Origin of the sequence: Marinobacter sp., assembly GCF_052091845.1 — a bacterium.
In the GTDB taxonomy this organism is placed as follows: domain Bacteria; phylum Pseudomonadota; class Gammaproteobacteria; order Pseudomonadales; family Oleiphilaceae; genus Marinobacter.
Map to the genome: position 1 here is coordinate 18,332 of NZ_JBQDCO010000012.1, position 22,460 is coordinate 40,791.

Consider the following 22,460-nt stretch of genomic DNA (forward strand, 5'->3'; position numbering starts at 1 on the left):
GCAGCGTATGCTCGCTTCTCCGGGTTGCCGTCAGCCAAATAAATACTGCATGGACTTGGCGCTTGGTTTCTGCACGACCCCCTTCTCTGTAACGATCACGTCAATCAGGTTTGCAGGCGTAACATCGAATACCGGATTAAACACACATACGCCTTCTGGTGCCAACGGGACGCCTCGAATTTCCTGAACTTCGGTACCGTCCCGTTCTTCGATGGGTATTTCCGTGCCGGTTTTCAACGACATATCCACAGTGCTGGACGGTGCCACCACCATAAACCCAACGTTGTGATAACGCGCCAGCACTGCAAGGCTATAGGTGCCTATCTTATTAGCCACATCGCCGTTTGCAGCAATCCGGTCAGCCCCCACAATGATCCAACTTACTTTGCCTGTTGCAAGAATAGCCGCCGCGGCGCCATCGGCATTCAGTGTCACTGGAATGTCATCCCGCATCAGCTCCCACGCGGTAAGACGGCTACCCTGCAGCCACGGTCGGGTTTCATCCACGTACACCTGCGTCAACAGCTTTTGTTCATAAAGCCTGCGAATCACACCCAGCGCTGTACCATAACCGCCCGTTGCGAGAGCACCTGTATTGCAATGGGTAAGCACGGAAACAGGCGTTAAGTGGCTGGCGCTTGAAGAGAGCCTCATAGCCTCAAGGGCGTAATCTGCCATGGCCAGGTTGCCGGCAAGATCTTCCTCGTGAATGGCGACGGCTTCATCCGCTAACCGCTCTTGGGCTTCACCGGGCAGGTTGCACTCATGAAACACCTTTTGCATACGCTGCAACGCCCAAAACAGGTTGACGGCCGTTGGCCGGGAGGCAGATAGCTCACCGATAGCCTGGGTAATGTCAGCTTTCCAGCTTCCTGCTCCGGCATGTCGGGCCGCCAGTGCAACGCCATAGGCGGCACTGATACCAATCGCAGGCGCACCGCGTACCATCATGTCCCGAATGCTTTGGGCGACACCGGACGCATCTCTGAACGTTATCCAATGCTCCTTGGTCGGTAATAAACGCTGATCAAGCAGCTCCAGACTGCTTCCATGCCACTTGAGAGCAACCGTACCTGTGGTGCGGAAAAAAGGTGATTCTGTTGAGTTATTCATTATCCGACTCTCTTGCATAACCCGTTTCATAACGCTGAAAACGGCCAGTATAACGGTTATACTTTGAAGCTACATTTCATTGTCCGGCGCGCTTGCGTACTTTTGTGCGCAATCCACTTCACGGCCGGTACTGCAAGGCAGGGCTTAATGACGGCAGACACCATCACCGCAGCCGATATTCGCATCAACGCTCGTTGGTTAATTCCCATTGAACCAGCCGGAACGGTGCTTGAGAATCAGGCCGTAATCATTCAGGGCACCAAAATAGAAGCTGTGTTGCCCGTGGCACAGGCAGATTGCGACTTCCGCACCCGTGAGACCATTGATCTTCCCCACCACGTTGTTATGCCCGGGCTCATCAACATGCACGGCCATGCGGCGATGTCACTGTTCAGAGGCATGGCAGACGACCTCCCCCTGATGACCTGGCTAAACGATCACATCTGGCCGGCGGAAAGTCGCTTTGTCAGCGAGCAGTTTATTGCCGACGGCACTCAACTGGCCATGGCAGAAATGCTGAGAACCGGTACGACCACGTTCTCGGATATGTATTTTTTCCCGGAAATTGTCGCCCGAATGGCCCACGATACCGGCATGCGCGCGCAGGTGTGCTTCCCACTGCTGGATTTCCCTACAATATGGGGCAGCGGCCCGCAGGAGTACCTGAGCAAAGGCGAAGCGCTAATCGACACCTGGAAAGGCGATGATTACATCATGCCCGCAATTGGGCCACACGCACCCTACACCGTATCTGATGGCCCCCTGGCGGATGCCGCTGATCTCTCAGGGAAAACTGGCACAGCTATTCAGATTCACCTGCATGAGACCGAAACTGAAGTTGCACAAGCCATAGAAAAACAAGGGAAGCGCCCGATTGAACGGCTTGCGGAACTTGGTGTTCTGGGAGCCAATACCCAGTGTGTTCATATGACTCAGATCACCGATTCAGACATTGCCCTGCTTGCCGAGACAGGCGCACACGTTATCCACTGCCCCGACTCCAACCTCAAGCTCGCCAGTGGACTGTGCCCGGTACAGGTGCTTAAAAATAGCGGTATTAATCTGGCAATTGGCACGGATGGCGCGGCCAGCAATAACGACCTGGATCTGTTTGGCGAAAGCCGCAGTGCTGCCATGATTGCGAAGCTGGCTACCAAAGATGCCGCCGCGCTCAGCGCCCATGACGTACTGCAAATGGCAACACTTAACGGCGCCAAGGCGTTGGGTCGGGAGCATGAACTGGGATCACTGGTGGCCGGTAAACTCGCTGACATCATCGCTGTTGATCTTGGCGATCCGTTTATTCAGCCGGTTTACGATCCGGCTTCACACCTTGTTTACAGCAACCATGGCCGGGCAGTCAGCCACAGCTGGATTAATGGCATACCGCAAGTGCAGGATGGCAAGCTGACACGTATAGATGTACCGGACCTTATGCTTCGCGTTGAAGGCTGGGCTGAGAAAATCCGCCAGCAGCAGGCTGAATAACAGAACTCCAACAGATGGACCAGGCAGAACGTAACATGACAAACCAAAACGTTGACCATAGTGAAATCGCCAAGTTTGAAGCGCTTGCCAGCCGCTGGTGGGATCCTACCAGCGAGTTCAAACCACTACACGATATCAACCCGCTGCGCCTGAATTATATCGACGAGCGCGCGTCACTTGCCGGTAAGCGGGTTGTAGATGTTGGCTGTGGCGGCGGATTGCTTTCAGAAGGCATGGCCCTGCGTGGTGCCCATGTAACCGGGCTCGACATGGGCGAAGCGCCATTGGCAGTTGCGCGCTTGCACGGCCTGGAAAGCGGGGTCAAGGTAGACTACCAAAAGACCACCGTTGAAGATCTGTCACGGGATCCGGAGCACGCTGGCCAGTACGATGTTGTTACCTGCCTGGAAATGCTGGAGCACGTGCCAGACCCTGCCTCGGTTGTCAGCGCCTGCGCGGCTTTACTCAAGCCTGGCGGGCATCTGTTTGTCTCTACCATCAACCGCAACCCAAAATCCTTTCTGTTTGCGATTATCGGGGCAGAATACGTTCTGAGCCTGGTACCTAAAGGCACACACGAGTGGAAGAAGTTTATCCGCCCCTCGGAAATGTCTGATCACCTACGCCATGCCGGGCTGAATGTGAGTGAACTTACGGGCATGACCTATAACCCCATCACCCGCTCCTACAAGCTGGGCCGGGATGTGGACGTGAACTACCTGATGCACGCCCGGGATAGCCGTGAAGACTGAACAGCCGTCAACCGTTCTGTTTGACCTGGACGGTACACTCATCGACACAGCCCCGGATTTTATCCGCTGCCTGAACCAGCTACGCCAGCAACACGGGCTTGCTGTGTTACCTGCTGAGCATATACGCAGGTCTGTTTCCAATGGTGCGCGAGCCATGGTGCGGATAGGTTTTGGGCTGGAGCCAGAACACCCGGATTATCTCGCCAGGCACACCGCCTTTCTGGATCTCTACGAGGAAGGTGTTGCGGTTGAAACCTGCCTGTTTGAAGGTATGGATGCGCTGCTCCGGTCATTGGAGCGACGGAACATCCCCTGGGGCATTGTTACCAATAAACCCGCGCGCTTTGCGGCCCCTCTTATCCAGGCGCTGGGCCTGGCCGAGCGCTGTGCCTCGCTTGTTTGCCCGGATCATGTCACCGACCGTAAACCACACCCGGAAGCCCTTTTTCTTGCCTGTACACAGATAGGCGCAGATCCTGGCCTTGCAGTTTACGTCGGCGACCATGAGCGCGACATACAGGCCGGGCGCAACGCCCGAATGAAAACCATCGCAGTAAGGTACGGCTATATTGAAGAGCCAGAATCCGTTGATCTATGGCAAGCAGACATCATTGCCGACACCGTCAACGACCTCTCAAAGCTGTTACAATAGCGCGCGTTTAAAATCGATTGTTTCTCAGCTTGAAACGGAGAAAGGTTATGCAAGATTACCAGGCACCCGCTGATCTTCTTGAAGATCGCATCATACTGGTGACCGGTGCAAGCAGCGGAATCGGCCGTACAGCCGCAAAAACCTATGCGGCCCACGGTGCCACTGTGGTTCTTGTAGGGCGCACCGTAAGCAAGCTGGAATCGGTATACGATGAAATCGAGGCTGCGGGATACCCCAAGCCCGCCATTGTGCCTATGAATTTTGAAGGCGCGGCCGTAAAGGATTACGAAGAACTGGCCATGACTCTTGAAGATAACTTCGGGAAACTCGATGGCCTTTTGCACAACGCGGGTATTTTAGGCGATCGCAGCCCGGTAGAAATGTACGATCCGGAACTCTGGAACCGGGTCATGCACGTAAATGCTACCGCGCCCTTTCAGCTGAGCCGTGCAATGATCCCTTTACTGCGCAAGTCTGATGCTGCGTCTGTTATATTTACCTCATCCGGCGTGGGTCGCCAGGCAAAAGCCTATTGGGGTGCTTATGCAGTCTCCAAGTTCGCCGTTGAAGGGCTAAGCCAACTTCTGTCGGAAGAGTTGGACGACGAGCACAACAACGTTCGGGTAAACAGCCTCAACCCGGGGGCAACCCGAACCAACATGCGAGCCCACGCCTACCCCGCAGAAAACCCGAATCAAAACCCGACACCGGAAGAACTAATGCCGGTTTATCTGTACCTGATGGGCAGTGACAGCGCTGGTGTCAACGGCCAAAAAGTGGATGCACAGCCTAAATAATGGAACTGCTTTTCTATACCACATCCCAGTGCCACTTGTGTGAGCTTGCTGAAGCCCTTCTGGTCAGTACGCCTATGCCAAGCCCGATACCGGTAGATGTGGTGGATATAGCCCAGTCAGAAGAATTGGTAGCGCGGTACGGTACGCGGATCCCCGTGCTCCGGCGCAGTGATACCGGTCGGGAGCTCGACTGGCCATTTACACGCGATCAGCTACTTACGTTTCTGCAATGAGGAATTATCTGACATGTTGATGGTTATCTCGCCCGCTAAAACCCTCGATTACGAGAGCCCACTGGCAACGGAAACCTTTACTCAACCGGATTTTCTGGATGACGCCTGTGAGCTGATTGATCAGCTCAAAGAACTGGAGCCGCATCAGGTTAGTAACCTGATGCGCATCAGCGACAAACTGGGGCAATTGAACGCCGATCGCTTTCAGAGCTGGCATACACCCTTCTCTCCGGAAAATGCTCGCCAAGCCGTGCTAGCCTTCAAGGGCGATGTATACACAGGGCTGGATGCAGAAAGCTTCAGCGAACAGGATTTCACCTTCGCACAGAAGCACCTGCGGATGTTGTCCGGGCTGTATGGCATTCTCAAGCCTCTTGACCTGATGCAGCCGTATCGGCTGGAAATGGGCACCAAATTCGAGAATACCCGGGGCAAAGATCTTTATGCGTTCTGGGGCCAGCGCCTCACCCGCCAGATCAACAGCCAGTTAGAGAAAGACGACGGGACACTGGTGAACCTGGCGTCCAACGAATATTTCAAAAGCCTGAAGAAGAAAGACCTTGAAGGACGGCTGATTACCCCCCAATTCAAGGACTGGAAGAACGGCGAATACAAGATCATCAGTTTCTACGCCAAAAAAGCACGCGGCCTGATGTGCCGCTATGCCATCCTGAACCGCATTACCGATGCAAACGACCTCAAGGGGTTCAGCCTTGACGGCTATTATTTCAGCGAAGACCAATCCGACAATAATAATTGGGTTTTCCTGCGGGATGAACATTAATCAGACAGGACACTAACCCAAAGCAAGTTCGGAGCAAGCCATGAATGAAGCAGTATTTTCCCAGATCGCCATGCTGGTGTTTCTGACGGGCCTTATTGGCTGGATGGGATTCATCGTTTGGGATCTGGCTAAAAAATCACAGGCCGGAAAGTTTGGTACCATCGCCCTTTTTACAGTACTGGGGGCCGGTGTGGTTGGTTTCATCGTAAAAACAGTACTCGTAGAGGTTATGCAAATATGAACGACAAGGATCAAGCCTGATGTGGTTTCGCAATGCCCGCGTTTTTCGTTTTACCAAACCGTTTGATATCTCTGCTGAAGAGCTGGAAGACAAGCTCGGCGCAGATGCGTTCAAGCCCTGTGGCCCACAGGAAACCACCCGTCAGGGCTGGGTACCGCCTCTTGGCAAACACGGTGAACTGCTTGTTCACAGTGCCAACGGTTATCACCTGATCGCTCTGCGCAAGGAAGAAAAAATCCTGCCCGGACCGGTGGTGAAGGAGGCTGTTGAAGAAAAAGCCGAAGCCATTGAGATTGAGCAGGGGCGCAAGGTTCGCCGTAAAGAAAAAGATGAAATCAAAGAGCAGGTAATGCTGGAAATGCTGCCTCAGGCATTTTCAAGGAATCGCCGCAGCTTTGCTTACCTGGCGCCAAAGGACGGTGTTCTGGTGGTTGATGCCGGCTCCGCAAAACAAGCGGAAGACCTGGCCTCCACCCTGCGCAAAAGCCTCGGTTCCCTGCCCGTGCGCCCACCTGCTGTAGAGCAGGCGCCGATCTTTACGCTTACCGGATGGTTGAATGAAACCATCGATCTGCCCGGCACTGTGGCATTGGGTGACGAGTGTGAGCTGAAAGATCCCTCCGAGGATGGCGGCGTGGTTCGCTGCAAAGGGTTAAACCTGAAGGCAGATGAAATCCGCAATCATCTGGAAGCAGGCATGGAAGTGACCAAACTGGCTATAACCTGGGATGACAATGTGTCGTTCATGCTGGATGAGGAGCTGGGGATTCGCCGGCTGAAGTTCGGTGAAACGCTGCAGGATCAGCTCGACGATGTAGAGGTGGATGATGCCGTGGCAAAATTTGATGCGGCCTTTACCATCATGACCCTGGAGCTATCCAAACTGATTCCAGGCTTACTGGAAGCCATGGGCGGCGAAGACCGTTCAGCCATTGTCGAAGAGTAATTACTCAAGCGTATAAGCACCACAGAGGCCTTCCCCGCGAGGCTTCAGTGGGCATTTTTTTCCAGCCGCTCTTTCTGCCAGTCGTTTTCCGGCTCGTTCAGCACCAGCCGCAAATCCATTACCTCTTCCTCAATGTTATACTTGATTTCAAAGCCCATGTGTTCAGCCAGTTGCAGCATCGGGCGGTTGTCTGCCAGTACATCGCCCACCATCTCCACGGTGCCTCGGGCACGGCAGTAATCGATCATTTTTTGCATCAGGGCAATGCCAAGCCCCTCACCCTTCATCTTGTCGTGAACCATTACCGCAAATTCGCACTGCAGATTGTCAGCGTCTGTCCAGGTTCTTACGGTGCCCAGGGTTTCTTCTCCACTACCATCTTCTTTAGAGGCATTTGCAATAAAGACCATTTCGCGGTCGTAGTCGATCTGCACCATCTGTGCGACGTCTTCCCGGGTAAAATGCTTCCGGTACTGGAAAAACCTGTAGCGAATCGACTCAGGAGACTGCAGCTCATGGAACACCCTGTGGGAAGGTTCATCCTGTGCCAGCGCAGGGCGGATAATAACCCGGCGGCCGGATTTTGGCAGCACCAGCCACTCCTCCAACTCCCTTGGATAGGGCTGAATAATTGGCCTGCCTGGCGTTTCAGAGAGGTTAATCGCAACATTCACTGCTACCGCGCCATCGTCGTTAAACAACAACGGCGAAATTTCCAGCCCCAGGATTTCAGGAATATCGATCACAATTTGTGACAGGGTGACCAGGGTTTCTGACACAGCTCTGATATCCGATTCTGGTTTTAAACTGTGCTCTTTGAGCAATTTATACATATAGGTGCGGCGCAACAGCTCCCGCGCCAGCACCATATTCAAAGGCGGCAAGGCAATTTGGCGATCCGTCATTACGTTGATATGGGCACCGGAGGCGCCGCAAACAACCAGCGGGCCGAACTGCGCGTCACGGGTAATACCCACACTAAACTCTATACCGCCAACATGCTGATAAGAGCGCTGCATGGCGAAGCCAAGAAACCCGCTGACCGGGAAATACTTCTGGTATTCCTCCATCAGAAAATGGCAGGCGTCTATTATCTCGGCCTCACTGTTCAGTTTCTGAACCGTGCCCTTGTAACGGCGCTGAGCCACCGTGAGATTCACAAACGGGTGGCAAGTTTGCTCATGCACTATTGTAACGTCCACCGGTCGGCGCTCTATGGCAAAGGCACCTATAACCTCTTCCACGTCATCACAGTAGACTGTCTCTATAGTATTAATGCCATAATCGCGCACCACCTGCCGGGCCTCCTGGCTCGACAAATGGTTACGCCCGGCTTTCAGGGCGTTTACCGCCACGCGACGGGTTTTCGCGTGGTCGGAAAAATGATCGGTAAAGGATTCCGGAGTTTCTGTTATCAGGCGCTGAACACGTTGATGACGTATGTGCTGCATGAAGGCAACAACAGCTTTTTCCGGGTTAAAGAATGACGGCAACCCGGCACGATAGAATTCGTCGCGTGAATCCATCACCGTGCTCTGCCCCAGCCAGCAGGTGAAAATATTAAGGCGTGTACCTTTAGCTGCCTGCACGACCGCATCAGCAATCTGTAAACTGTCTTCCGTCAAACTGGGTGCGTACATGACAAGCACGTTGGCCACTTCAGGATCTTTGGCCAGAACTTTAATCGCCTTGGCGTACAGCTCCGGCGACGCGTCATAGTTCAGGTCGATGGGGTTTTTGCGCGTCCAGTAAGACGGCAATAGCTCCGCCAAGCTGTTAATGCTGGCTTCCGACAGGCTCGCCAACTGGCCTCCCAGATCCGCCAGCCGGTCAACCGCGAGCACCCCCGGGCCGACACCATTAGCCATAATGGCCAGAGACTCCCGGCGTAACGGGCGCATACGGGTGAGCGTTTCGAGCGCATCAAACATTTGCCCCAGCCCGTCAACTCTCAGAACACCGGCGCGCTGCAGCATGGCATCGTATATTGGATCACTGCGCCTGATACCCTCAGGCAACTTATGGGGAAGCCACTCAGACTCTGGCACCCGCCCGGACTTAACGGCAATAACCGGCTTGGTTCTGGAGGCCACACGCACTGCCGACATAAAGCGCCGGGCATTGGGAATATGCTCAATGTGTAGAAGAATGGCGCGAGTCTGGGTGTCTTGGGCCAGATAGTCGATCAGATCGTCGTGATCGATATCCATGCCATCGCCCAGGGTAAGAAAATAGGAAAAACCCACCCCGCGGGCGAATGCCCAGTCAATCACCGAGCTGGCAATGGTTCCAGACTGCCCGACAAACGCTACGCGGCCAGGAAGAACGCCCATGTGTGCGTATGTCGCGTTGAGACTTCTGGCTGGCACCATCAGGCCGATGGTGTTCGGGCCAAGCACTCGAATGCCTGTTTCCCTGGCCGCGTCACGCACAGAATACATCAGCGGAGTGCCGGTTTTACTGTGGGTGCGGGACATACCGCCTGTCATCACAATAGCGGTGCGCACACCCGACTCTCCCAGCCGACGGATAGTCTTGCCAACCGTTTCCGGGGGTGTGCAAACAATGGCAAGATCCGGAGAAAAGGCCATCCCCGACACTTTTTTTACGCAGGGAATGCCGTGTACATTGTCGTAATCGTTCCGGTTTATCACCAGGAGCCGGCCGGGGTAGCCACCACTCAACAGATTTCGCAATACCATACCGCCAAGGTTGTCTGCCCGCTCCGACGCCCCCACCACCGCAATAGAGGCAGGGTTGAACAAACTTTCCAGATACCGGGTGCTCAAGCTGACTCTCCTTTTCAGTATGTGTTTGCTCTATCTTAGGCATTGAAGTACCGATGTAAAATGCCTATCGCTCCTATAAGACCAAAGAAACCCGGCAGCACCAGATTTTCCCTGATAGGATTGAAGAAAATACAAGCATAATCGGGACGTTTCGAGATTTATGACCACTGCATTTTTTTCCCACGATGATTGCATGAAACACGACATGGGGCCGGAGCATCCCGAAAGCCCCGGCCGCCTGACCGCCATCATCAGTTACATCGCAGACACTGGCATGGCCCAGAAGCTGGACTGGGTGCGCCCTGAAGAAGCTACCCGCGATCAGCTTTTAAGCGTGCACCCAGAGCGCTACCTGCAGCAACTCGATATGATGCAACCTTCACGCGGGCGGGTATTCACCGATCCAGACACAGCGATGATGCCAGACACCCTTCGTGCAGCAAGGTTGGCCGCCGGTGCAAACATTCAGGCCGTAGATATGGTGATGAGCAGCCAGGTGACCAACGCGTTTATCTGTGCCCGGCCACCCGGTCACCACGCTGAGCGTGGTAGATCCATGGGATTTTGTTTTTACAACAATATTGCTCTGGCCGCCATGCGCGCGCTCAACTTCCATCACCTCGAACGGGTAGCCATTATTGATTTTGATGTGCACCAGGGTAATGGCACGGTAGATATCGTCAGTGGCGACGAGCGTATACTCATGTGCTCCAGCTTCCAGCACCCGCTCTTCCCCCACTCTCATGTTCATCGCCAGGCCGATAACATTGTTAATATACCTATAGAAGCCGGCTGTTCAGCTGCGGAGTACCGCAAACTTGTAGAGGATAGCTGGATAAAGCGCCTAAATGCATTTAAGCCCCAGGTTATCCTGATATCGGCAGGGTTTGACGCACACCGCCTGGACCCGATGGCAGAGCTCAACCTGGAAACAGATGATTACCGCTGGCTGACCGAAATGATCGCTGGAGTGGCACGCGAACACAGTAACGACCGGATTATTTCCACTCTGGAAGGGGGATACCACCTGATGGCTTTGGCAGAAGGTGTGAACGCTCACCTGGAAGTGTTGAATTCAGTCTATTAAAAGCACACTGAGGGATTGGGCTATACTGGCACGCGTCAACCAGCAGAGGCACTGCCGTAACCATTCGCCTGCTGGAGCTCTGGGCGATCGCCTTCACGCTGTAAACGAATAGTTGTGCGCCGGTTTTCAGCGCGGCGGCGGGATGCGGGATACCGGTCGCCGTGGGACCTCTGAGTTATTAAATCCTTTGCTACCCCCCGGCTTTTCAGATAATCGGCCACCACATTGGCCCGTTCCTCTGACAAGGCCCGGTTATCAATTCGACTGCCTACGACGTCTGTATGTCCATCAACAAACACCCGTTCAACGGTAGAGTCGGCCATAATATAGGCCACAATATTATCCAAGTGATTCATATCCGCTTTCGATAGCTTCTTGCTACCTGTAGCGAAGGCCACACTAGAGCGCCCTACCTGATCAAAATTGGCAGGCAGAAGGTTGGCAGCACAGGAACGGTAACGCTGGTACTGACCGTTAAAGTTGATATTGGAAACCTGCACACGAACCGGTTTGCCATCGTACCAGGAATCTCTGGTAACGGTGGGCTGCATACCCTCGAGCAAACTTTGGACAAGAATAACCGCACGGCGCGCACCCAGAGACACCGGCCGGCGCCCGTCCGTTACCTTAACCACGCCCACTGGCCGCACCGCGACGCCTGGCCGCCAGGATGGCGCCTCAACAACCAAAGAACCTCGACCCGGTCGCATAAGATGCGTTTCGGATTCCAGGAAAAAAAACAATTTCTCTCCGGCGCGGTGGCGGAACACGGCTCGACCATACCCCGGAACTTCGTGCACCAAAGAACACTCGAATACCGACTCGGCAAGGTACCATTGGCTGTTATCAATTCCGGCGCCATAACTTCCTGCCACAGCATGCACTGGCAAGGCAGTGCCCAGCGCCAGCGTTGCCAGGGAGGCGAGCATTTTTTTGTGGAGACGGATTGCCATAAACATGCCATGTGAGTGCCGCAACTGTCGCACTGCTGGTTCATCGGTCTTTCATCGCTACTTTGTTTAACGGCACCCGTCGGAGGTTCTTTAGTGCGAATGAGGAAAAACAATCACTGGCGCCTTCTGCTATAATCCTCCAGATTTTTCAGAGCCGAAGCGCCGCCGATAATAAACGCGCCGCTCACGCCTCTTTTTCAGCCCTTGATAAGGTACAGCGGAAACCAGCTCATGACCGAACAGCTCACTCTTGTGCGCCCTGACGACTGGCACCTACACGTTCGTGACGGCGATGTATTAACCGATGTGGTACCTGCAACTGCGGCCTGTTTCGGGCGGGCAATCATAATGCCCAACCTTGCCCCGCCAGTGACGAACGCGACTGAGGCTTCAGCCTATAGACAACGCATACTGAGCGCGGCAAAAGGTACAGACTTTCAACCGTTGATGACGCTCTACCTCACAGAGTTCACCACCCGCTCAGATATTCTGGAAGCAAGCGCCGAGGGCGTTGTTGCTGCAAAGCTGTATCCGGCCGGAGCCACCACCAACTCCGCTTCGGGTGTGCGGGATATTCACCATATTTACCCGGTGCTGGAAGCCATGGCTGAATGCGGCATGCTGCTGCTTGTTCATGGCGAGGTAACCGACCCAGACATAGATATTTTTGATCGGGAGAAAGTTTTCCTGGAGCGGGTTCTGACGCCCACCCTGGAGGCATTTCCCAACCTGAAGGTTGTACTTGAACACATAACCACCGCTGAATCAGCCGAGTTTGTAAGACACCATCAAGGCGACAACCTTGCCGCAACACTCACACCTCAGCACCTCATGTACAACCGTAATCACATGTTGGTTGGCGGTATGCGCCCCCACCTGTACTGCCTTCCGATTCTGAAACGCAACCGGCACCAGCAGGCCCTCAGAGATGCCATTGCCAGTGGCGACAAACGTTTTTTCCTGGGCACTGACTCCGCGCCACACGCGAAGGACAAAAAAGAAGCCGCCTGTGGTTGCGCGGGTTGTTATTCGGCTTACGGTGCAATCGGATTGTACGCAGACATTTTTGAAGAACTCGATATCCTTGACCGGTTAGAAGCCTTTGCCAGTTTCAACGGTGCAGATTTCTATGGCCTGCCACGAAATACCGATACGATTACACTCGAGAAAAAACCTTGGCCAATGCCGAATGAATTACCTCTGGCAGGTGGTACCATCGTTCCATTGAAAGCCGGCGAAACCATTAATTGGCGCTTGGCGTAGACCTACCTTAATTTCCTGACAAACGGCCACGACCGGAGTTTTAGTGACTGACGAAAACAGACAATCGCACCCTATGTCCCGCAGATTCCGCGGTTTTTTACCTGTTGTTGTCGATGTGGAAACCGGCGGCTTCAATCCGGGGCGCGATGCTCTGCTGGAAATAGCGGCGGTCATGTTAACCATGGACGACGACGGCCGGTTGCGGCGTACTGAAACCCATGTACAACAAATTGACCCGTTTGAAGGCGCCAACCTGGAACAATCCGCCCTGGATTTCACCGGGATAGACCCCTGGAACCCGGAACGGGAAGCCGTGCCAGAGCGTGAAGGCCTAAGCGAAATCTTCAGCCCCATACGTAGATCGGTGAAGGCTCATGATTGTAAACGGGCGGTTCTGGTTGGCCACAACGCAACCTTCGATCACAACTTCGTATTCGCCGCAGCAATGCGTGCAGATATTCGCAGGAACCCCTTTCATCCGTTTTCAACATTCGATACCGCAACCCTGGCGGGGCTAGCGTATGGCCACACGGTGCTCGCACAAGCATGCAAACTGGCTGGCATTCCGTTCAGCAACAAAGAAGCCCACTCGGCGGCATACGATGCGGAAAAAACAGCGGACTTATTCTGCGGAATCGTTAATCGCTGGCAGGATCTGGGCGGCTTTCCGCCACCGGTGATTTCCGAAGACGCTGACTAAACCAGCCAGCTTTCAGAAAGTACCAACAAAAAAACCGCAGCTCGTTTGAACTGCGGTTTTTTATTGATACTTGAAAAGAATACGCCCTACCAGTGAATACCCCGCATCACAGCCGCAAAGGCCACCTGCTCCGTCGAAACCTTGGGCCTTTCAATAGTCTTACCGCCTACACCCGGGGATGAATCCGGAAACATGCGATAGCCAGTGTTCATCACGATTTCCCCCATTTTCGGTGCCACAGCGTGCAGCACCTGGGCAAACACACCAAGGCGCGTAGCAATCCGCTTAGGCCGATAAACAATCGCGTCTGCAACCATATCTGCAGCCTCTTCCGGCGAAAGCGTTGGTACAGAATCGTAAATTTTAGTGGGTGCGATCATCGGCGTTTTTACCAACGGCATGTTGATGGTGGTAAACGTTACGTTACGATCAGACCATTCAGAAGCCGCGCACCGACTGAATGCATCCAGAGCTGATTTGGATGCTACATAGGCTGAGAACCGCGGCGCATTGGTGAGTACACCAATGGATGAGATATTCACTACATGCCCACCCTTGCGTTCCAGCATTGAAGGCGCAAAGCCCATAATCAGGCGCAGGGAACCAAAGTAATTGAGCTGCATGGTGCGCTCAAAATCGTGAAAACGATCAAATGCCAACGACAACGAGCGCCGGATAGAGCGCCCGGCGTTGTTTATCAGCACATCCACATGACCATGGTTATCCAGAACAGTGTTCACAAACTGATCGCACGCGTCCATATCCGAGAAATCGCACTGGTAGGCATGCACATTGCCACCTTTCGCTTCCAGTGATGCAGCAACCTCATCCAGTTTTTCCCGGGTGCGGGCACCAATTACCAGAATAGCGCCGGCTTGTGCCAGTTTTTCGGCAGTGGCTAAGCCAATACCGGACGTTGCACCGGTAATTACTACAACCTTGCCGTCGACTGTGCCTTTAAGCGAGCGATCCTTAAACAGATCCGGATCTAAATGACGTTCCCAAAAGTCCCAAACCGCCGGCGCATAATCCGGCAGGCGTGGCACTTCAATTCCAGTGTCTTTGAGGACACGCTCGGTTTCACGGGCATCAAAGCGCGTGGGGTAATTAATAAATGACAACACCGACCGCGGAATGCCCATGTCTTCCAACACAGAGCCGGTCAACCGCTTCACAGGTGGCAGGTTTTTCAGACTTTGGCGGATAAACGGCGGAATAAAACCGAACATGCGGGCATCAATACGCATGGCCATTTTCGGAGCGTGGCCCGCTTCGCTGAAGATATTAAGAACTTCGCCCAACTTGTAGGGATCGGAATCCACTAAGTGGAAGCAGTTGCCGTCTTCGCCATCCAGGTGCGAAATATGATCCAGCGCTTTAACCACATAGTCCACAGGAACAATATTCAGGCGGCCACCTTCAATACCAATCGTCGGCACCCACTGAGGTATTGTACGGCGGATTTTTTGAATCATCTTGAAGAAATAATATGGGCCATCGACCTTGTCCATTTCGCCAGTAACCGAATCACCAATCACCATACCCGGCCGATAGATACGAAATGGCACCTTACACTCTTCGCGGACAACTCTTTCTGACTCATGTTTTGTAATCAAATACGGGTGATCCAGCTTTTCCGCCTCTTCAAACATGTCTTCGCGGAACGTGCCCCTGAACAGGCCCGCCGCCGCAATGGACGAAATATGGTGAAAGTGCTTTACCTCCATGGCTCCGGCTGCACTAACCGCGGCCCTTGTACCCTCAATGTTCGTGGCCTGCTGAGCTTCCTCATCGGCGCTCATATCATAAACGGCGGCAAGGTGGTAAAAATGGTCAATCTTTCCCGTTAAAGCTTTCAGGGTTTTGGCATCAATGCCCAGGTTCTTGGTTGTGAGATCACCAATCACCGCTATCACGCGTGACTCATCCACACCCCAGCGCTCTCTGAGCGCATCAAGCTTGCCCCGGGACTGCTCGCGCACCAAAACATGCACTGTGCCACCGCGGGCCAGCAGCTTTTCCACAAGAAAACGGCCAATAAACCCGGTGCCACCTGTCAGGAAATAATTCATTGATAATCCACCTTACCTGTTGCTCTATTGTTATCGATATTGCGCCAGCTACCTTAGACCAAAGTCTTAAGGCAACCCTGCAAGGCCGACATTGTACTTAATTGTTATTTTTTGTATCGATATTTTTTAGAGCTTTTGCTCGGCAACCCATTGTTTTAATTAGAGCTATTACTCTAAACCGAAAAGCTCCTGTATTTTATTCCGACACAATGCTTTCGAGATTAGCACAGTATTTGGCTCTGGCCCCTTCCTGACCGTGAATTACTACAAAGCAATGAAACAGTTGATCAGCAATGCGATAATTATGAACTTATGGCCTTTTTAGGCATCAACCCTTTTTGTATCTCAAGCAACACCGGGAAGCCAAACAATGCAAGATGACAACCCAAATACCGAGCGCTACATAGCTATTGCCCGCGCCTGCCTGAAAGCCATAAACGACACGGCAAAGAACGCCGGCGACAGGGAGCAAAAAATCCAGGCGGTTTACCAGGCCATAGACACTGCATTCCAAGCGGAATTTGCCGACTATCGAGAATCCGTCGCAATTATGGCAACCGTACTTGAGCGAATTGCTACCGGCGAACTCGATGCCGAAACAGCGACAGCTCTGGCCCGCAAAACCCTCGACCAGCAGCCAAAAACAACCACAAAGGCGATGATGCACTAACGTCCAGAGCACCTTGTCAGCCAGCAAACAAGACTTTTCCAGAAGCCTGAAACGGATAACACAGCCCTATGCATACCGGTACCCTTACCAGCGCACGTGCGCAGCTGCCAATAACACATGTGTTAGCACTGCTTGTGCTGTTGCTTGTTAGCTCCTTTGCCGCTGCCGAACAAACCCCAACGAAGAGCCCAAACGACAACAACGAATACCGCTTCATAGAGCTGGATAATGGCCTGAAAGCAATTCTGGTATCCGATAAAAGCGCAGACAAAGCGGCGGCTTCCATGAACGTAGCCGTTGGCAGCGGTGATGATCCAGAAAACCGAGAGGGAATTTCGCACTTTCTGGAACATATGCTGTTTCTGGGCACTGAAAAATACCCGAAACCCGGCGAGTACCAACAGTTCATAAAAAGCCATGGTGGCAGTCACAACGCCTTTACCGCGTTTCGTAACACCAACTATTTCTTTGATATTCAGGCCAGCTTTTTAGAGCCTGCGCTGGATCGTTTTGCCCAACAATTTAGCGCACCACTGTTTACCGCCGAACTGGTCGACCGCGAGCGTAACGCTGTTCATTCGGAATTTAGCGCAAAACAGAAGGACGATGGACGACGCTTTTACTCTGTTAAAAAGGCCGCCAGCAACCCCGAACATGCTTTTCACCAGTTTGCTGTCGGCAACCTGACCACACTGGAAAACACAGACGAAAATCCTCTTCGGCCCGACCTGATCGAGTTCTGGAAAAACCGCTATTCCTCAAACCTTATGACCCTCGCAGTTTATGGCCCACAGCCACTGTCTGAGCTTGAATCCATGGTGCAATCGCGCTTTGGCGCAATAGAAAACCGTAACCTTCAGCCAAAAGCTCACACTGCAAGCTTGCTTGAAACCGACTCGCTGCCTGCAAGGATAACGGTACAAACCATCAAGGATGTGCGCAGCCTGTCGCTGTCGTTCCCGATTCCGTCACAGCAAGAACACTACCGCACAAAACCAGCCAGCTATGTGGCCAATCTGCTGGGCCACGAAGGGCCAGGCAGTCTGTTTGACGTACTTAAGAAAAGCGGGCTTGCGGATAGCCTGTCGGCGGGTATTGGTATGGATACCGGCGAGAATGCCACGCTAGAAATCAGCATTGCCCTCACACCACAAGGGCTGAATAAACGCGAAGAAATCCTTTCGCTGGTATTCCACTACATAGACCTCATTCGTGAAAGTGGCATTAGTCAGCAGCGTTTTGAAGAAATGCAGCGTTTGGCTGAAATCGATTTTCGTTTTCGCGAGCAAGGTGACCCAGTGCATGAAGCCATGCGCCTGTCCAGCCAACTCCAGGACTACCCTGCCGATAATATTCTCAGCGCCCCCTGGCTGATGGAGCGTTACGCGCCAGACCAGTACCGAACGATTCTTGCCAAACTGACACCGGATAACGTGATGGTTTACACGCTGGAACCTCAGCCAGAGTTGAGTACCCCAAAGCTGACTCAGTGGTATGAAACGCCGTGGCAAATGGAACCTTTAGATACCGAAGCGCTTCTGACAGAAGCGCCAGAACCACTGGTTAAAGCGCTTCGTCTTCCACCACCCAACCCATTTGTGCCGGAAAACCTCGACATGGTGCCGGGTGAAACCATGAAGCAGCCAGAACGGCTGAGCAATAGTGGCATGGCCATCTGGTTTGCCCGTGACACCCGCTTCAACACACCAAAAGCCAGTGTCTTCTTCAGCTTGCGCACACCGGCTGCCCGCGTATCTGCGCGCAGCCATGTACTAACACGGTTACTGGTAGACAGCATCAACGCCAACCTGAACGCCTGGGCCTACTCCGCCCGACTTGCCGGGCTGAACTACAGTATCTACCCGCACTTACGCGGAATTACCGTGCGCGTTAGTGGTTACAACGACAAGCTACACACCCTGATGAACCGCATTCTAATGCAGATTTCGTCACCGGAGATCACCCGGCAGCGGTTTGGTATCGCACGACAAAACCTGATAGACAGCTTGCAAAACAAAGCCAAAGACCGACCGGTTGTGCAAACATCGGAGTTTATCCAAACCGCCGTACTCGAAGACACCTGGAGCACTGAAGAAAAGCTTGAGGCCGCCAGGAGTGTGTCCCTGGACGAACTCATATCCTTCACCGACGCACTGCTTTCAGAGGTTGACCCGGTGCTCATGGCCCACGGCAACATTACCGAAGCCTACGCACTCAACCTGGCCCAACAGGTTAACGCTATTATTCTGGGCGAAAGCGAGTTTGTACCGGTTGAGCGCAGCCGTGTCCGCCAGTTACCGGAAGGAGAGCTGCTGGCCTCCCTAAACGTGAAACACCCGGATACCGGGTACACCCTCTACACGCAGGGAAAAAACACCAGTTTTGAAGAGCGCGCCAGGTTCCGGCTGCTTGCACAGATTATAAGTAGCCCGTTTTACGAAGACATCCGAACCACCCGCCAACTCGGCTATATTGTGTACGCAACGCCTTTTGAAATGCTTGAAACCCCGGCTCTTGGCTTTGTGGTTCAGTCCCCCACAGCTAGCCAAAGCGAGATAGATCAAGCCGTTCGTAAGTTCGCAAACGGCTTTGAGAAAACCCTTGGTGATATCAGTGATAAGCAGCTGGCGCGGGAAAAAGCGGCGGTGATCAGCAGTATTATGGAACAGGATCGCCAGTTAGGAGAGATATCCACACGCTACTGGCAGGAAATTGACCGGGGTGCTGATAATTTTGACTCACGGGAAAGGCTCGCCAGAGCCATTCAAGGGGTAAGCCTCGAAGAGTTGCAACGTACCTTCAAAAATGCGGTATTGAACAGAAGCCGAGCGCTACGGGCAGTAACCGGCGGCGAAGGCCTGAATGCCAACAAAGCCCGCGCACTTATCCTGCAGCAACCGCCGGTGACCGCTAAGTAAGCTGAAACCGCACCCAGTCCTCTGGCTCGTCTACGTCCCAACGGGGTTCCAGCAAACCAACGCTGAGCCCCAACGCCTCTAGCCGGGCACAGGTTTGCTCGAGAGCCATTCCCGTGCCCCACTCAATCTTATCCAGCATGCGCGGAACCACCCGGCGCGCGCCAATCAGCACGTAGCCACCATCATCCGACGGTCCCAAAACCACATCGTGTGTCCGCAAACAAGCCACCGCCTGATGCACGTATGCCGGCTCAACTGAGGGGCAATCGCTGCCTACGATAAGAGCCAGGGCGTTTGACTCAAGACCCGTACCAAGCGCATCCAGCATGCGATCGCCAAGATTGGCTCCTCGTTGCACCCGTTGCTCCACACCCAACTGCTCGATGGTGCGCACAATACTCTGAGCATCTGCCGGTACAGACTCTACCGCCCTATCCCACCAGAATTGCACAGCGAGGCCAGAGCCACACAAGTTATCCAGTACAGTACGAGAGAGCGTTAGATGAGCCTCCAGAGCTCCGGAAACACCCAAAGCCGGAACAAGGCGGGTTTTTACCCGGCCAGCTTCAGGCCATTTCGAAAATTGCATCAACACAGCATCAGCGGCTTTCGCTTTCGGCATTACGCACGTCCGAACGATAGGAATAAACAAGTGTTTGTGGCGATTCGCCGCGCCAATAACGCCAACGCAAACGCCACATAAGGAAAATCGTGCGCCAGACGCCTCGTTGTTCCCAAAGCCTGCTGTCTGTAATCACCGTTTCAGTAATACAATATGGTCGGGAAACCTGGCGAAGCCGGCGCGATAGCTCAATATCTTCCATTATCGGCAGATTTTCAAACCCACGCAGAGCTTCAAAAGTATCCCTGCGTACAAACAGGGCCTGATCACCGGTGCAAATACCTGTTAACCGAGAACGCTGATTCATAAACCAGGCGATCATCCGAAACAGCGTACCCTGGCCACTCAAGCACACATCAAAACGGCCCCACACCTTGCGGCTTTGAACAAAGTCACCCAGGCAGTTTAATGCGCCCAAAGGAAGGCACGTATCTGCATGCAAAAACAGGAGAACATCACCTCTCGACACAGAGGCGCCTGCATTCATCTGAACCGCTCTGCCCTTTGCTGACTGAACCAACTGGTCCGCGAGTGGGCTCGCAAGCCTGGCTGTACCATCGGTACTGCCGGCGTCCACAACGATCAGCTCGTGCCCGGCCGCCCGCAGTGGCTGCAGAGCTTCCAGTGTTTTCACAACGCCGGCTGCTTCCATCCAAACCGGTACAACAATGCTTAACGAGAAAGGTTCAGGCAAAGCACACCCCCAGACCAACAGAAAACACGTTAACACCTTGAGCCATACGCTTCAGGCCGCTATCATACCGACCTTCTCAAAAAAGCGCCTCCGTAGCTCATCTGGATAGAGCGTCCCCCTCCTAAGGGGAAGGTAGCAGGTTCGAGTCCTGCCGGGGGTACCAAGACAGCATCCGACCGCATCCACAAACCTTTCCGAAAGCCCCGCGCCGCAAGACTTCACCAACAATACTAGCACACTTCGGACACCCAAGGACAAGTATGGAAGTACCCACACTTTACGGGTACTCTTGAGGGTACTGGCCAAATCGTGGCCAGCCGGTACCCACAAATCAGCACAGGTGGTGCGTATGGCCAGAGAGACAAACAAACTCACCGATACAATGGTTAGAGCGGCAAAGCCCGAAGGCCAGAACAGGCGCAAGCTGGCGGATGGTGGAGGCCTCACCCTCATAATCAAACCTGGCTCAAAAGTCTGGTGGTTTCGGTATCGGTTTGGTGGAAAGGAAAAGGTATTCAGCCTGGGAAGTTACCCGGAGGTTTCGCTCAAGGAAGCCAGGGAAGGACGCGACAAAGCCCGCAAGCTGCTATCGCAGAAGAAAGACCCTGTAACCTTCCGCCGCTCAGAAGGCGCCAAGAACCTCACAGCAGCCAGCAACACGTTCAAGGCCGTTGCTGAGGATTGGCTCAAGCTCCAGAAAGGTCAGCTCAACGACAGCACCATAGACGTGACTCGCAACCGCCTGACCAAGTGGATTTACCCGCACCTTGGCAGTATGCCGATTACCGATATTGAGCCGCCCCTGGTTCTGCAGGTTTTGCGCAAGATCGAAACCAAGGGTAAACACGAAACCGCGCACAGGATGCGCCAGCGAATCAGCCAGATTTACCGGTTCGCCATTTCCGAAGGCCGGGCCACCCGCGACCCAGCCGCCGATTTGCGGGGCCTCCTGAAAGCGGTACCCGCAAAGAACAGAGCCGCAATCACGAACCCGCAGCAGCTCGGGGGCCTTCTCAGAGCGATTGACGCCTATGCAGGACAGCCGGCAACGTGTGCCGCCCTCCAACTTGCACCAATGCTGTTCCTTCGCCCTGGTGAACTGAGGAATGCCGTCTGGTCTGAGATCGACCTGAAGGCGGGAATGTGGATTGTGCCAGGGGATCGAATGAAAGGGACCATGAAGGCCAAGCGAGCCGGCCAAGTGCCAGACCATAAAATACCCCTCCCCCGCCAGGCTCTCGAGATCCTGAAACCGCTTGAAAAGCTCACCGGGCACAGGCCTTACGTTTTCGAGTCGATCAAGCCAGGCCGCCCATTGTCGGACAATACCATTAACACCGCCCTGAGAAGCATGGGCTACGACAGTGACACGATGGTAGGGCATGGATTCAGGGCCACGGCGTCAACGCTCCTGCATGAAATGGGCTGGCCCCCGGAGGTCATTGAACTGCAACTTGCTCACCGCCAGCGCAATCAGGTTGCCGCGGCGTACAACCGGTCGGCCCGAATGGAAGAGCGAACGGCCATGATGCAGCAATGGGCTGATTACCTGGACAATCTGAAGAAAGGCGGGCGAATTGTCCCAATCAGGTCTAAAAAGATGCCTTGATGCTATTTTATTTTTCAATATCGAATTTAAAATCTATAGGCTACACCAATCACGAGAATGAGGATTTAGTGTTATAT

The 22,460-nt window shown here is 53.7% G+C and carries 20 protein-coding genes and 1 tRNA gene; 15 read left to right on the forward strand and 6 right to left on the reverse strand.

The window, feature by feature from the left end; translation table 11 throughout:
* Window positions 1–30: 30 nt before the first annotated feature.
* On the reverse strand, window positions 31–1,113 hold the full coding sequence (gene mtnA, locus ACTHYN_RS05780) for an S-methyl-5-thioribose-1-phosphate isomerase (RefSeq protein ID WP_441811523.1): 1,083 nt from the start codon (window positions 1,111–1,113) through the stop codon (window positions 31–33).
* Window positions 1,114–1,260: 147 nt separating this feature from the next.
* On the opposite strand from mtnA, the gene ACTHYN_RS05785 reads away from it, so the two are divergent.
* The 8 genes from ACTHYN_RS05785 to rdgC are packed head-to-tail and all read left to right on the forward strand — an operon-like array spanning window position 1,261 to window position 7,006.
* The gene (locus tag ACTHYN_RS05785) at window positions 1,261–2,601 is read left to right on the forward strand and encodes a TRZ/ATZ family hydrolase (RefSeq protein ID WP_441811524.1); all 1,341 of its coding nucleotides are present in this window, start codon (window positions 1,261–1,263) and stop codon (window positions 2,599–2,601) included.
* A 35-nt stretch (window positions 2,602–2,636) separates the two neighbouring features.
* The gene (gene ubiG / locus ACTHYN_RS05790; protein ID WP_441811525.1) at window positions 2,637–3,353 is read left to right on the forward strand and encodes a bifunctional 2-polyprenyl-6-hydroxyphenol methylase/3-demethylubiquinol 3-O-methyltransferase UbiG; all 717 of its coding nucleotides are present in this window, start codon (window positions 2,637–2,639) and stop codon (window positions 3,351–3,353) included.
* Entirely contained in the window at window positions 3,343–4,005 is a 663-nt protein-coding gene (locus ACTHYN_RS05795; protein WP_441811526.1) for an HAD family hydrolase, read from the forward strand. Before ubiG ends, ACTHYN_RS05795 begins: the two co-directional genes overlap by 11 nt.
* 47 nt (window positions 4,006–4,052) lie before the next feature.
* Window positions 4,053–4,802 (forward strand): YciK family oxidoreductase, encoded by a 750-nt coding sequence (locus tag ACTHYN_RS05800; protein WP_441811527.1) that lies wholly within the window; start codon window positions 4,053–4,055, stop codon window positions 4,800–4,802.
* Window positions 4,802–5,035: a glutaredoxin family protein gene (locus ACTHYN_RS05805; RefSeq protein ID WP_441811528.1), complete on the forward strand. Its 234-nt coding sequence runs from the start codon at window positions 4,802–4,804 to the stop codon at window positions 5,033–5,035. The genes ACTHYN_RS05800 and ACTHYN_RS05805 overlap by 1 nt, the downstream gene beginning before the upstream one ends.
* Window positions 5,036–5,048: 13 nt before the next feature.
* Complete coding sequence (gene yaaA, locus ACTHYN_RS05810) at window positions 5,049–5,819, forward strand: peroxide stress protein YaaA (protein ID WP_441811529.1); 771 nt, start codon at window positions 5,049–5,051, stop codon at window positions 5,817–5,819.
* A gap of 40 nt (window positions 5,820–5,859) precedes the next feature.
* Window positions 5,860–6,060, forward strand: coding sequence for a DUF2788 domain-containing protein (locus tag ACTHYN_RS05815; protein WP_441811530.1), 201 nt, complete (start codon window positions 5,860–5,862; stop codon window positions 6,058–6,060).
* A gap of 19 nt (window positions 6,061–6,079) precedes the next feature.
* Window positions 6,080–7,006 carry a recombination-associated protein RdgC gene (gene rdgC, locus ACTHYN_RS05820; protein ID WP_441811531.1) on the forward strand — a complete coding sequence of 309 codons (927 nt, stop codon included), beginning with the start codon at window positions 6,080–6,082 and terminating at the stop codon, window positions 7,004–7,006.
* Between the two features lie 44 nt (window positions 7,007–7,050).
* Here rdgC and ACTHYN_RS05825 read toward each other — a convergent pair whose 3' ends face one another.
* Window positions 7,051–9,795: a bifunctional acetate--CoA ligase family protein/GNAT family N-acetyltransferase gene (locus tag ACTHYN_RS05825; RefSeq protein ID WP_441811532.1), complete on the reverse strand. Its 2,745-nt coding sequence runs from the start codon at window positions 9,793–9,795 to the stop codon at window positions 7,051–7,053.
* 160 nt (window positions 9,796–9,955) lie between these two features.
* On the opposite strand from ACTHYN_RS05825, the gene ACTHYN_RS05830 reads away from it, so the two are divergent.
* Window positions 9,956–10,882, forward strand: a complete 927-nt coding sequence (locus tag ACTHYN_RS05830; protein WP_441811533.1) for a histone deacetylase family protein — start codon at window positions 9,956–9,958, stop codon at window positions 10,880–10,882.
* Between the two features lie 35 nt (window positions 10,883–10,917).
* Here ACTHYN_RS05830 and ACTHYN_RS05835 read toward each other — a convergent pair whose 3' ends face one another.
* Complete coding sequence (locus ACTHYN_RS05835; protein WP_441811534.1) at window positions 10,918–11,835, reverse strand: flagellar protein MotY; 918 nt, start codon at window positions 11,833–11,835, stop codon at window positions 10,918–10,920.
* A 231-nt stretch (window positions 11,836–12,066) separates the two neighbouring features.
* On the opposite strand from ACTHYN_RS05835, the gene pyrC reads away from it, so the two are divergent.
* Both pyrC and rnt read left to right on the forward strand, forming a co-directional pair.
* Window positions 12,067–13,098 (forward strand): dihydroorotase, encoded by a 1,032-nt coding sequence (gene pyrC, locus ACTHYN_RS05840; RefSeq protein WP_441811535.1) that lies wholly within the window; start codon window positions 12,067–12,069, stop codon window positions 13,096–13,098.
* 43 nt (window positions 13,099–13,141) lie between these two features.
* Window positions 13,142–13,798, forward strand: coding sequence for a ribonuclease T (rnt, locus tag ACTHYN_RS05845; protein ID WP_441811536.1), 657 nt, complete (start codon window positions 13,142–13,144; stop codon window positions 13,796–13,798).
* Window positions 13,799–13,884: 86 nt separating this feature from the next.
* On the opposite strand, the gene ACTHYN_RS05850 is transcribed toward rnt, so the two are convergent.
* Entirely contained in the window at window positions 13,885–15,870 is a 1,986-nt protein-coding gene (locus ACTHYN_RS05850) for an SDR family oxidoreductase (protein ID WP_441811537.1), read from the reverse strand.
* 370 nt (window positions 15,871–16,240) lie between these two features.
* Here ACTHYN_RS05850 and ACTHYN_RS05855 point away from each other — a divergent pair, with 370 nt between their 5' ends.
* A complete protein-coding gene (locus ACTHYN_RS05855; protein WP_441811538.1) occupies window positions 16,241–16,540 on the forward strand; it encodes a hypothetical protein in 300 nt (99 codons plus the stop codon).
* A 68-nt stretch (window positions 16,541–16,608) separates the two neighbouring features.
* Window positions 16,609–19,458 (forward strand): insulinase family protein, encoded by a 2,850-nt coding sequence (locus tag ACTHYN_RS05860; RefSeq protein ID WP_441811539.1) that lies wholly within the window; start codon window positions 16,609–16,611, stop codon window positions 19,456–19,458.
* Here the strand turns inward: ACTHYN_RS05860 and ACTHYN_RS05865 are convergent.
* A complete protein-coding gene (locus ACTHYN_RS05865) occupies window positions 19,451–20,080 on the reverse strand; it encodes a TIGR04282 family arsenosugar biosynthesis glycosyltransferase (protein ID WP_441811540.1) in 630 nt (209 codons plus the stop codon). The genes ACTHYN_RS05860 and ACTHYN_RS05865 overlap by 8 nt on opposite strands.
* A complete protein-coding gene (locus ACTHYN_RS05870; protein ID WP_441811541.1) occupies window positions 20,058–20,774 on the reverse strand; it encodes a TIGR04283 family arsenosugar biosynthesis glycosyltransferase in 717 nt (238 codons plus the stop codon). The genes ACTHYN_RS05865 and ACTHYN_RS05870 overlap by 23 nt, the downstream gene beginning before the upstream one ends.
* Window positions 20,775–20,860: 86 nt before the next feature.
* On the opposite strand from ACTHYN_RS05870, the gene ACTHYN_RS05875 reads away from it, so the two are divergent.
* Both ACTHYN_RS05875 and ACTHYN_RS05880 read left to right on the forward strand, forming a co-directional pair.
* Window positions 20,861–20,937 (forward strand) — tRNA-Arg (locus ACTHYN_RS05875).
* A 186-nt stretch (window positions 20,938–21,123) separates the two neighbouring features.
* Window positions 21,124–22,383: a tyrosine-type recombinase/integrase gene (locus ACTHYN_RS05880; protein WP_441811542.1), complete on the forward strand. Its 1,260-nt coding sequence runs from the start codon at window positions 21,124–21,126 to the stop codon at window positions 22,381–22,383.
* Window positions 22,384–22,460: the final 77 nt, after the last annotated feature.

Excerpts from the sequence above, each read along its gene's own strand:
- mtnA (WP_441811523.1), bottom strand. The coding sequence starts at position 1,113 with ATGAATAACTCAACAGAATCACCTTTTTTCCGCACCACAGGTACGGTT.
- ACTHYN_RS05785 (WP_441811524.1), top strand. The coding sequence starts at position 1,261 with ATGACGGCAGACACCATCACCGCAGCCGATATTCGCATCAACGCTCGT.
- ubiG (WP_441811525.1), top strand. The coding sequence starts at position 2,637 with ATGACAAACCAAAACGTTGACCATAGTGAAATCGCCAAGTTTGAAGCG.
- ACTHYN_RS05800 (WP_441811527.1), top strand. The coding sequence starts at position 4,053 with ATGCAAGATTACCAGGCACCCGCTGATCTTCTTGAAGATCGCATCATA.
- ACTHYN_RS05805 (WP_441811528.1), top strand. The coding sequence starts at position 4,802 with ATGGAACTGCTTTTCTATACCACATCCCAGTGCCACTTGTGTGAGCTT.
- yaaA (WP_441811529.1), top strand. The coding sequence starts at position 5,049 with ATGTTGATGGTTATCTCGCCCGCTAAAACCCTCGATTACGAGAGCCCA.
- ACTHYN_RS05815 (WP_441811530.1), top strand. The coding sequence starts at position 5,860 with ATGAATGAAGCAGTATTTTCCCAGATCGCCATGCTGGTGTTTCTGACG.
- rdgC (WP_441811531.1), top strand. The coding sequence starts at position 6,080 with ATGTGGTTTCGCAATGCCCGCGTTTTTCGTTTTACCAAACCGTTTGAT.
- ACTHYN_RS05830 (WP_441811533.1), top strand. The coding sequence starts at position 9,956 with ATGACCACTGCATTTTTTTCCCACGATGATTGCATGAAACACGACATG.
- ACTHYN_RS05835 (WP_441811534.1), bottom strand. The coding sequence starts at position 11,835 with ATGGCAATCCGTCTCCACAAAAAAATGCTCGCCTCCCTGGCAACGCTG.
- pyrC (WP_441811535.1), top strand. The coding sequence starts at position 12,067 with ATGACCGAACAGCTCACTCTTGTGCGCCCTGACGACTGGCACCTACAC.
- ACTHYN_RS05850 (WP_441811537.1), bottom strand. The coding sequence starts at position 15,870 with ATGAATTATTTCCTGACAGGTGGCACCGGGTTTATTGGCCGTTTTCTT.
- ACTHYN_RS05855 (WP_441811538.1), top strand. The coding sequence starts at position 16,241 with ATGCAAGATGACAACCCAAATACCGAGCGCTACATAGCTATTGCCCGC.
- ACTHYN_RS05860 (WP_441811539.1), top strand. The coding sequence starts at position 16,609 with ATGCATACCGGTACCCTTACCAGCGCACGTGCGCAGCTGCCAATAACA.
- ACTHYN_RS05865 (WP_441811540.1), bottom strand. The coding sequence starts at position 20,080 with ATGCCGAAAGCGAAAGCCGCTGATGCTGTGTTGATGCAATTTTCGAAA.
- ACTHYN_RS05880 (WP_441811542.1), top strand. The coding sequence starts at position 21,124 with ATGGCCAGAGAGACAAACAAACTCACCGATACAATGGTTAGAGCGGCA.